This is a genomic window from Craterilacuibacter sp. (assembly GCF_051659485.1).
GTDB lineage: Bacteria > Pseudomonadota > Gammaproteobacteria > Burkholderiales > Chromobacteriaceae > Craterilacuibacter.
Window position 1 is genome coordinate 1 of the sequence record NZ_JBOFOO010000193.1, and the last position, 9,768, is coordinate 9,768.

9 protein-coding genes and 1 tRNA gene are annotated in these 9,768 nt (G+C 59.2%); 6 read left to right on the plus strand and 4 right to left on the minus strand.

Features of this window, described 5'->3' with window-relative positions; genetic code table 11:
• A partial coding sequence (locus ACRC1E_RS06990) for an AAA family ATPase (RefSeq protein WP_438514392.1) occupies nucleotides 1-2,092 on the minus strand: 2,092 nt, incomplete at its 3' end.
• Nucleotides 2,089-3,309 (minus strand): exonuclease subunit SbcD, encoded by a 1,221-nt coding sequence (gene sbcD / locus ACRC1E_RS06995; protein ID WP_438514393.1) that lies wholly within the window; start codon nucleotides 3,307-3,309, stop codon nucleotides 2,089-2,091. The genes sbcD and ACRC1E_RS06990, both read right to left, overlap by 4 nt.
• A gap of 286 nt (nucleotides 3,310-3,595) precedes the next feature.
• Between sbcD and ACRC1E_RS07000 the strand changes: the two genes are divergently transcribed.
• The gene (locus ACRC1E_RS07000; RefSeq protein ID WP_438514394.1) at nucleotides 3,596-4,849 is read left to right on the plus strand and encodes an Hsp70 family protein; all 1,254 of its coding nucleotides are present in this window, start codon (nucleotides 3,596-3,598) and stop codon (nucleotides 4,847-4,849) included.
• A 9-nt stretch (nucleotides 4,850-4,858) separates the two neighbouring features.
• On the opposite strand, the gene ACRC1E_RS07005 is transcribed toward ACRC1E_RS07000, so the two are convergent.
• The gene (locus ACRC1E_RS07005; protein ID WP_438514395.1) at nucleotides 4,859-5,254 is read right to left on the minus strand and encodes a hypothetical protein; all 396 of its coding nucleotides are present in this window, start codon (nucleotides 5,252-5,254) and stop codon (nucleotides 4,859-4,861) included.
• 192 nt (nucleotides 5,255-5,446) lie between these two features.
• Between ACRC1E_RS07005 and ACRC1E_RS07010 the strand changes: the two genes are divergently transcribed.
• The 5 genes from ACRC1E_RS07010 to ACRC1E_RS07030 all read left to right on the plus strand — a co-directional run bounded on the left by ACRC1E_RS07010 (nucleotide 5,447) and on the right by ACRC1E_RS07030 (nucleotide 9,426).
• On the plus strand, nucleotides 5,447-5,761 hold the full coding sequence (locus ACRC1E_RS07010) for a hypothetical protein (RefSeq protein ID WP_438514396.1): 315 nt from the start codon (nucleotides 5,447-5,449) through the stop codon (nucleotides 5,759-5,761).
• An 83-nt stretch (nucleotides 5,762-5,844) separates the two neighbouring features.
• Nucleotides 5,845-6,792 carry a diguanylate cyclase domain-containing protein gene (locus tag ACRC1E_RS07015; protein WP_438514397.1) on the plus strand — a complete coding sequence of 316 codons (948 nt, stop codon included), beginning with the start codon at nucleotides 5,845-5,847 and terminating at the stop codon, nucleotides 6,790-6,792.
• Nucleotides 6,793-6,890: 98 nt separating this feature from the next.
• Nucleotides 6,891-6,975: transfer RNA gene (locus ACRC1E_RS07020), tRNA-Tyr, on the plus strand.
• A 97-nt stretch (nucleotides 6,976-7,072) separates the two neighbouring features.
• Nucleotides 7,073-8,839 carry an ABC transporter transmembrane domain-containing protein gene (locus ACRC1E_RS07025; protein ID WP_438514398.1) on the plus strand — a complete coding sequence of 589 codons (1,767 nt, stop codon included), beginning with the start codon at nucleotides 7,073-7,075 and terminating at the stop codon, nucleotides 8,837-8,839.
• A gap of 305 nt (nucleotides 8,840-9,144) precedes the next feature.
• Nucleotides 9,145-9,426 carry a hypothetical protein gene (locus tag ACRC1E_RS07030; RefSeq protein ID WP_438514399.1) on the plus strand — a complete coding sequence of 94 codons (282 nt, stop codon included), beginning with the start codon at nucleotides 9,145-9,147 and terminating at the stop codon, nucleotides 9,424-9,426.
• A 9-nt stretch (nucleotides 9,427-9,435) separates the two neighbouring features.
• On the opposite strand, the gene ACRC1E_RS07035 is transcribed toward ACRC1E_RS07030, so the two are convergent.
• On the minus strand, nucleotides 9,436-9,768 hold a 333-nt coding region (locus ACRC1E_RS07035; protein ID WP_438514400.1), incomplete at its 5' end, for an MBL fold metallo-hydrolase RNA specificity domain-containing protein.

Sequence of the window (9,768 nt, forward strand, 5' to 3'; positions counted from 1 at the left end):
CCTCTGTCTCCTGCTGTGCCAGCGCCAGTTGCTGCAGCTGCTTCGAGTGCTGTGCATCAGCCTGATGGCCGGCCTCTCTGGCCTGTTGCAAGGCTTTATCGGCCAAGTCGCAAGTCTGCAACGCAAGCTCTGCCGCAGCCAGTTCAGTCTGATGCTTTTCAAGCAGCCCGGTCAACACCGCCGCATCGCGCCAGCCACCGACTGGCAGAGCATAAGTCGCCGCCAATTCCTGCCAGCGTGCCAACTGCAACTGCTCGCTCGCCTCGGCCTCGCGGATACGTATGGCCAGTTGCGCCAGTTCGGCCTCGTACCGCGCCAGCAACGACGAGGCTTCCTGCCCCTGGCTTTGCACCCGCTCCAGCTCGCCGTGCAAGGCCTCCAGCGCCTGCCTTGTCGCCGATGAATCCAGTTCTGCATACGCTTCGATGGCCGGATGTTCGTGTGCGCCACACAGGGGGCACGCCTCGCCCGGCTGCAATTGCGCGCGCTGCGCTTCCAGCCCCAGAATGCGCTGCTCCAGCTCAAGCAACTTTTGCTTGTCTTGCAGCCGCTGCTGCAAGGTTTTATAACTTGCGCGCAGTTGCTCGCGATGGGTCTGGCTCGTGTCCAATTGCGCCTGCAGATCTTGCTGCTGCGTCTGCCAATGCAATTTATCAGACTGCAAGCCGCGCAAGGCGGCACCACACTCACCCAACTGCAACAAGCCCTGCTGACCCGACTGCAAGTTTTGCCAATGCTGGCGTAAAGACAAGCCATCTCCACAGGCACTCAGACGCAAAGCCGCCTCGGATTCGCATGCCCGCGCCGCCGTACATCGCTCCTGGGCAGCTAAGACGCCAGCCCTGAGTGCCAGCAGATGCGGGCCGCTCTGCTGCTGCTGACCCAGATAGCCGGCCACCAATTTTTGCTGGGCCTCATGCTCGCCGCCCACACGGCAAACACTGGCAAACAGCGCCCGCCACTCGGGAATAAGTTCGCCCAGCCGTGCGTGCTGCGCCGTCGCATCCAGTCGCGCCTGCAGCCGCTGCTGTTCAGTGGCCATATCCTGCAATGCCGCCTCTTGCCCTGCGGCAAATGCATCGGCCAACGCCCATGCCTCGCCAGACAAGTGCTGCTGCTCGCTGCGTTTGTCTGCGATCGAACCCGCCACCACCGCCAGGGTGCGCTGCGTCTGCTGCCAGTGATCCTCGGCCTGCGTATACGCAACATAAAGCGGGCGCAACGCTTCGGCCGGCTCGCTGACCAGCAGGCAATCAAGCTCTTGGGCGAACTGACGGCTCTTAGCCTCCACTTCCTGCAAGCCGAGTGTGGCGCTGGCCTCGTCACGCCCGGCCTGCTCCAGCCTGATCCGCCATTGACGCTGCGTATCCAGCGGCGCCAGTTGCGCCGCACACTCGCCATCCTGTCGCGCCAGCGCCGCCAACTCGGCCTCCAGTTGTGCGCGCTGCGGTGCGTCCAATAAATCGGCGCCCCCGGCACTCGCCCTGAGCTGATCCAGCGCCGCCTTGGCATCCCGGCTACGCGCAAAGACGCGTTCGGAGATCAGGCCGTAGATTTCGCTACCGGTGAGTTCTTCCAATAGTTCGGCGCGCTCATTGGCACTGGCATTGAGAAAAGCGGCAAAACCACCTTGCGCCAGCAACATCGACTTGGTGAAGCGGGCAAAGTCGAGACCTGTGATGGCCTCGACTTGTTTGAGCTTGTCATGGATCTGGCTGGACAGGATGCTGCCATCGGCAAGCGCCAGCTCCACTTTGGGCGCCTGCAAAGCACCACTGGCCTTATCGCGGGCGCGGCGCTGACTCCAGAATGCACGATAGGCGATGCCTTTCACTTCGAACTCGACCTCGGCCAGACAATCGGCGGTATGCCGCGTCATCAGCTCGTTGGAGCTGGCCGATAGTGTCTTGATGCGCGGCGTCTCGTGATAAAGCGCAAGACAGATGGCATCAAGCAAGGTGGTCTTGCCGGCACCGGTGGGGCCGGTAATGGCGAACAGGCTGTTATCCCGAAAACGCGGCTCGGTGAAATCGATCTTCCACTCGCCCTTGAGCGAATTGAGGTTTTTCAGGCGCAAGCTCAGTATTTTCATGTGCTTTCTCCTTGCAGCTCGGCAAGCAAAGACGTGTAGCGCGCTTCAAGCTGGCACTTCAGCGCATCCGGCAGTTCTTCCTTTGCCAGACGGCGCGCAAAGACCTCCAGCGGATTGAGTTCGTCCAGCGTTTCGCGCGCCACCTGCTGCAAACTGGCTGCCGCCTGCCCGCGCTCGCGCCGTATCCGCAGCACTTCCACCGGCAGCCCCTCGCACAAGGCTGCTATCCGGCCATGCAGGTCGGCCAGATAGTCATCGGTGCAGACCATCACTTCCAGCCATACCGTTTGCCCTGCATTCGCCTCAAGTGCCGCCGCCGCAATGGCAGCCGGCAATTCGTCCAGCGTGCCGCGTAGCGCATATAAAGGCTGAAAACAGGGAATAGGCAAAGACTGCACCCCCTGCAAACCGCGACCATCCAGCTCCACCAGCAGCACCTGTTTTTGCTGGCGCGCCTCGTCAAAGCCCAAGGCAATAGGCGAGCCGCAATAACGGATATGCTCGAAGCCGCCGACCTGTTGCGGACGATGGATATGCCCCAGCGCGATATAGTCGGCCGGCGGAAAAGCGCTGGTCGGAAAGGCCTCCAGTGCACCGACGTAGATTTCGCGTACCGACTCGCTGCTACTGGCCCCCACCGTAGTCAGGTGGCCGGTGGCAATAATGGGCAACTGAGCACCCAGACTATCGCGCTTGGCACACGCCGCCTCGTATAGCGCCTGATAGTGGCCATGTATCGCCTGCTGCAGCGCCAGCTGCTTTTGCTCGGCACTTTGCCCTGCCACGCTTTGCAACACATCGCGGGCACGGATAAACGGAATGGCACACAGGATGGCGCCCGGCTTGCCGCTGCGCTCGGGTAACACCAGCAACTGGGTGTCAGGCACGTCGCTCACGGCAGGAATGACATGGGTAGACAGCTGGGCCAGCAGGCTGCGGCTTTCTCCCAGTGTTGCCACCGAATCATGGTTACCGCCCAGCACTACCAACTGCGCCCCGCTGTGATGCAGGCCGACGATCAGTTCGTTGTAAAGCTCGCGGGCGTAGCTGGGCGGCGCACCGGTGTCGAATATATCACCGGCGACAATCACGGCATCGACCGCATGCAGCGCCACCTGCGTTAATAGCCAGTCCAGAAAGGCCTGATGTTCGGCCTGCCGGGATTTACCCATAAAATGCTGGCCCAGATGCCAGTCCGAGGTGTGCAGTATTTTCATCGCATGCCGTGTTTGCTGAAGTCATGCCGATTATACGTGTGAGATTGCGGCTGGCGCAGCCAACCCGCCATCAGCCTGTCGCGTCACAAACTTGCGCTTGCCACGACAACACCGAAACCGCGGGCAAACAGCGAAAGCCTGAAACAATGAAATATCCCGCTTTACGGGCAGGCTCCCCCGCACCGCGTGGGGCAACCCACCGCCGCCAGCACAGTCACGCCAGACCTGAGGCTTGAATTGGGCTATACTCGCGCGCCTTCGAATTTGAACCGATACAAACGTACTCATGATGACCAATGCTTGTGGCGTGGATTTTGGCACGTCAAACTCGACCGTCGGCTGGCACCGCCCGGGACAAGCGGCCTTGCTGCCACTGGAAGACGGCAAGACCACCCTGCCCTCGGTCGTGTTTTTCAATACCGAGGAAGACTCGGTCGCTGTCGGGCGCGCCGGTATCGCCGAATATCTGGAAGGCTATGAAGGCCGTTTGATGCGCTCGCTCAAGAGCCTGCTCGGCACCAGCCTGATGGAAGGCCAGACCGAAGTCCATGGCCGAAATCTGCGTTTTTCAGACTTGCTGCAGATGTATATCGATGCACTCAAACAGCGCGCCGAATCACAAACCGGCTACGTACTGCAGCAGGCTGTATTCGGCCGGCCGGTGTTTTTTGTCGATGATGATGCCCGCGCCGACAAACTGGCCGAAGACACCCTGGCACACATTGCACGTCAGGCCGGATTTCGCGATATCGAGTTTCAGTACGAGCCGATAGCCGCCGCATTTGACTATGAAAGCCGGATCACGCGCGAGGAGCTGGTACTGGTGGTCGATATCGGCGGCGGCACCTCGGACTTTACCCTGATCCGCTTGTCTCCAAAGGCTGCGCTGAAACTGGATAGGCAGGACGACATTCTGGCCAATTGCGGAGTACATATCGGCGGCACCGATTTTGACCGGCAGTTGAGTCTGGCCAGTGCCATGCCGTTGCTGGGTTTGCGCAGCAAACTTAAAAGCCAGGCCGAGATGCCTTCCAGCGCCTATTTCAATCTGTCGACCTGGCACACCATCAACTTCGCCTATACACGCAAAGCGCTCTCTTCGCTGCAAAGCGTGTATTCGGAAGCTTTGGAGCAGGACAAGCTGGACCGGCTGTTTGCACTGATATCCAAGCGGGCCGGCCACTGGCTGGCCATGCAGGTGGAAGACGCCAAAATTGCGCTATCGACGCGCGATCACGCCATCTTGCAGCTGGATGAAATCGAAGCCGGTTTGACGCAAACCATCACCCGCAACGAATTTGATCAGGCGATAGCACGCCAGATTGACAGCATAGAAAGCACCGTCAAACAGGTGCTCGCTCAGGCCGGGGTATTGTCGGCGGCAGTCGATACCGTGTTTTTTACCGGTGGCGCCAGCGGTGTGCCCCTGCTCAGGCAACGCATCGCCGCGCTATTGCCACTGGCACAAGTCGTAGAAGGCGACCTGCACGGCAGCATAGGCAGCGGATTGGCACTGGATGCCGCCCGCCGCTTCGCCTGATACCGGCTTTCAGCCCTGTAGTCCTTCGACATGGCAGGCCAGCGCGACGATAGACTCGGCAATCGAGCCTTGCGGTGCCGAAGCAAACGTCGCCCCCACCAGACCGCTATCGCTGTGCAATGTACCCTTACGATTGCGAACCTTGGTGTGGACAACGGCAAACTCGTGGCTACTGCAATTGACCTTGACCTTCTGTTGCAGCAGGCAATCATGGCGCTGCCCCTTGTTCGGGCAGCTGACCTGATTGACCTGCAGCCACACCTCCGGCAAGGCACCCGTGCGAAAAGACTGCAGATCAAAAGCAATCTGGTTGCCCGCGCGAGTCTCCCCCAGCAAGACCCAGCGCTGCATCGCTTCAGCATGACACACGCCACAGAACAACAACATCCAGCCCAGCGTTTTCATGGTCGCCACCTCCTGCACGGGCGCCAGATACGTGACAGCCTTGCCTGCCCAGACAGGGCTACTGTGTTCTAGCAGCACTGCTTAAGGCTTGCAGACACAGCTTAAAGAAAAAGGCCGCCTAAACTAAAGGTTTCATGCACGCCACGCGCGGTGTACCCTAGCGCTCCAAAATTTGACCAAGAGACCCATGCAATGGATCAAACCGTAAAACTGATAGGTGCTGCCCTGACGACCAAAGGCAAGTACATGATTTTTCTGGCCTCGAATGACGAAGCCGCCACGCCTATGGGCGCCCGCGCCATCGATGATGATGCGATTCGCCTGTTGCTGCCCGAGCCGGTCAGCAAGCGTGAAGATGCCAAAGAGCTGGAAGCACGCCTGCATCGCGCCCTAAGCGAGGGCAAGCCGGCCAAGGTCATCAAACTCCTGATGCACCTGATTACGGTCGAGCAGCTCAAGCGCATCCGTGTGGCCGATATCAAGCGCCTGCCTGCGGTGCTGTCCTAAACATCAGGAGCCGCCAGGCGCAAACATCTCTTTGTCATTGGTGATTCAGCAGTTATGATCTCAGGCTCATTATGGAGAGGCACGTGGAAGAGATCATTACTGCTTTGCGCTCAGAGCTGGCTCAAATACAGCAGCAACTGACCCAAGCGCAGCAAGGCCATCGTGTGCTGCAGGAAAAACTCGATGCGGCGACAGACGGAACCGGCCTGTGCATCTGGCAAGGCGAGCCGCAAAGCGGCAGGCTGACCGTTTTCAATCTGCAGCAATTCCAGCCTGAAGAGACCTCAGCCGATTTCGAGCGCTGGTGCACGACCTTGCACCCTGACGATAGCGCAGCGGTTCTGGAAAACTACTTTGCCCATTTGGCCGGCCAAACACCTTGCTATGAGGCTGAATACCGCGTGGTGCGCGAAGATGGGCGCATTGTCTGGCTATGGGACAGGGGACGGGTTCTTGAATGGGATGCGGCGGGCCAGCCGATACGCATCATGGGTGCCCATGTCGATATTACTGCACGCAAGACTTACGAGCTGCGTCTGGCGCATCAGGCCCATTTCGACCCGCTCACCGGCCTGGCCAATCGCCACCTGATGCTAAGCCGCTTGCAGACGGAAACAACCCAGGCGGCGCAGCAAAAGCATAGCTTCGTACTGGCCATGCTGGACATAGACCATTTCAAATACTTCAACGACGCACACGGCCATGAGACTGGCGATCAGGTACTCATCGAAGCCGCACGCGCCATGCAAGGGCAGTTGCGCAAGCATGATCTGTGCTGCCGCTGGGGTGGCGAGGAATTCCTGCTGCTGCTCAGCGAGGTATCGATAACCGAAGCGCAGTCCATTATCGGCCGCATCCATCAGGGCATACGCCAGTTGACCCTGCCTATTCCTGACTTGCCATCCATCACCGCCAGCATAGGCTTCAGCCAACACCGCGGGAATGAAGACTACAGCGCCACGCTAGGCCGTGCCGATGCGGCCTTAATGCAGGCCAAGCGCAGCGGGCGCAACAAGATACTCAGCGAGTAAATGCAGCCTTGCCCGTGCCTCCACCCTCAATCACGCAAGATCAGCCACTAATGGCTTGACAGTCTATATAAAGCTATTTATTATTCGCGTCCTCTTGTGGGGGGATTCCCGAGCGGTCAAAGGGATCAGACTGTAAATCTGACGGCTCAGCCTTCGAAGGTTCGAATCCTTCTCCCCCCACCAGTTCCACCTGCCTTTCCGGCATCGGTAGTAACTCTAGTTTTTGCCAACACCAAAATAAATTTAACAGCCCGCCATGGCAGCCGTTAAAGTAGCAGGCATGACTGCCTCTCCCGTTTTGCGCCGCATCAGCCCTTTATGGGCCTTACTGCCTTATCTGCGACCCTATCGCGGCCTTGCGCTGCTGGCACTAATGGCCCTGAGCGTAGCCGCCAGCGCCACACTGGCCCTGCCTGTCGCCTTCCGCTTCATGATTGACAGGGGATTCAGCCAGGGCAGCAGCGGCCATATCAACACCGTATTTATTGCCCTCTTTGGCGTCGCTGCCGTGCTGGCTATCGCGACGGCAGCCCGATTTTATCTGGTCTCGTGGCTGGGGGAGCGCGTCACCAGCGATCTGCGTAGCGCCATCTATCGCCATGTAATCCATATGAGTCCGGTTTACTTCGAAACCACGCAAACCGGCGAAGTATTATCGCGGCTGACCACCGACACCACTCTGGTGCAAACCGTGATCGGCACCAGCTTATCCATGGGTTTACGCAACCTCTTGCTGATGACCGGAGGACTGGTGATGCTGGCCATCACCAGCAGCAGCCTCACCGGCTACATCATTGCCACACTGGTAGTGGTCATTTTGCCCATCATACTGTTCGGGCGGCGGGTACGGGCACTATCCCGCAACAGTCAGGACCGCATCGCCGACGCCAGTGCCATGGCCGGCGAAATTCTCAATGCCATCCCTACCGTTCAGGCATTCAATCAGGAAGGGCGCGAGTCCCGGCGCTTTGATGGCGCAGTCGAACATGCCTTTGACAGTGCGCTGGCGCGCATCCGCGCCCGCAGTCTGCTGACGGCGGTGGTGATCCTGCTGGTTTTCGGCGCCATCGTATTCGTGCTGTGGCTGGGGGCCCATGCGGTCATCGACGGCACGTTGACACCGGGAGAGCTGGGGCAGTTCATCCTGTATGCGGTGGTGACCGCCGGTGCCATTGGCGCCATTGCAGAAGTCTGGGGCGATATCCAGCGCGCGGCGGGTGCCACCGAAAGGCTGATGGAACTACTGGCGCTAAATACACAAGTTGCATCGCCCGCCATGCCGCAACCCTTACCGGCAACAGGCGATGGCCTCCGGCTGGAAAATGTCAGTTTCAGCTACCCTTCCCACCCGGATCAGCCCGCCCTGCAGGGCCTGAACCTGCACATACGCCCGGGAGAGCGAGTGGCTGTGGTAGGCCCCTCGGGTGCCGGCAAGTCCACATTATTCCAGTTACTGCTACGCTTTTATGATCCGGAACAAGGACAGATCAAGCTGCAAGGAGTCGACCTGCGCGCATTAAGCCTGAGTGATTTGCGCCAGCATCTGGGGATTGTCTTGCAGGACACCATCATTTTTGCCGGCAGCGCGCTGGAAAACATTCGCTACGGACGCCCCGATGCCAGCGACAGCGAGGTCCATGCCGCCGCCCGTGAAGCGGCGGCTGAAGAATTCATTCTGCGCCTGCCACAAGGCTATGCCAGCCATCTGGGCGAACGCGGCGTCCGCCTGTCTGGCGGGCAGCGCCAGCGTATCGCTATCGCCCGCGCCATCCTGAAAAATCCGCCCGTACTGCTGCTGGACGAAGCCACCAGTGCGCTGGATGCCGAGTCCGAGCAACTGATCCAACAGGCGCTGGAGCGCGCTGCCAAGAACCGCACCACGCTGCTGATCGCCCACCGTCTGGCAACGGTACGTCAGGCCGATCGTATTCTGGTGATGGATCAGGGGCGCATCATTGCCGAAGGCACCCATACCGCCTTACTGCAAAGCTCGCCACTTTACGCACGACTGGCCGCCTTGCAGTTCGGCGTCACGGCGGCCGAATAAGCAATCAACTGCGCGGCTTGCCTAAGCGAATGACAAGGCTTTGCCCTCGATATGGACAGCCGGCTTTTCCACAGTTCCTGTGGAAAAGCCGTGCCAAACAGCAGCATAAAAATAGAAAAACCCATTCAAATCAATGGCCACGCAAGTGCTGATTAAAATTTGCACAGCACGCCAGGCCATCCAGATTCAGGCTATTCCGTCAAGACACCCGCGCGTTTTAAACCCGATAAAATCCAGCCCTCGTGCCATCAGATCCAGCTGCTACCATCCATTTATTCGCCAGGACACAGCAAAGGGAGACCACCATGAGCAAGATCATTATCAACGGGCACAATTTCGTGAAGTCGCTACTGAACGGACAAGCGCGTGGCCAGGAATTTGTTCAGGCAATCAACGACTATCTGGCCTACCTGTCTGAACAGGCCGAGATGTCCGGTATTGCACTGGAAGTCGAAAACGACACCCTGACAGCCGGCGTGTATCGCATCACCGATGAAGCCGACCACGCCGACCTCATCGCCGCACAGGAGTTCATGCAGCACCACATCAAGGACTTCTGGGCCTGGCATGGCCGCACTACAGGATAACAACCTGCCCTATAACTCGATGCTGCCCTTGTGCTCGGGTACGCTGACCATCCAGCCCAATTCGTGCTCGATACGCCGGCGCAAGGTATCGGCCGCATCCGGCTCGCCATGCACGACAAAAGTGTGTTTTGGCGCTTGGGCAAACCCTTGCAGCCAAGCCATGATTTCGTCGGCATCGGCATGCGCCGACAGGTGCTCCAGTGCAATCACTTCAGCGCGTATCGGCACATCTTCGCCATAAATGCGTACGCTGTCCGCCCCGCCAGTAATCAGCGCGCCACGCGTGCCGCCAGCCTGAAAACCGGCAAACAGCAGGGTATTGCGCGCATCCGGCCCAAAAGC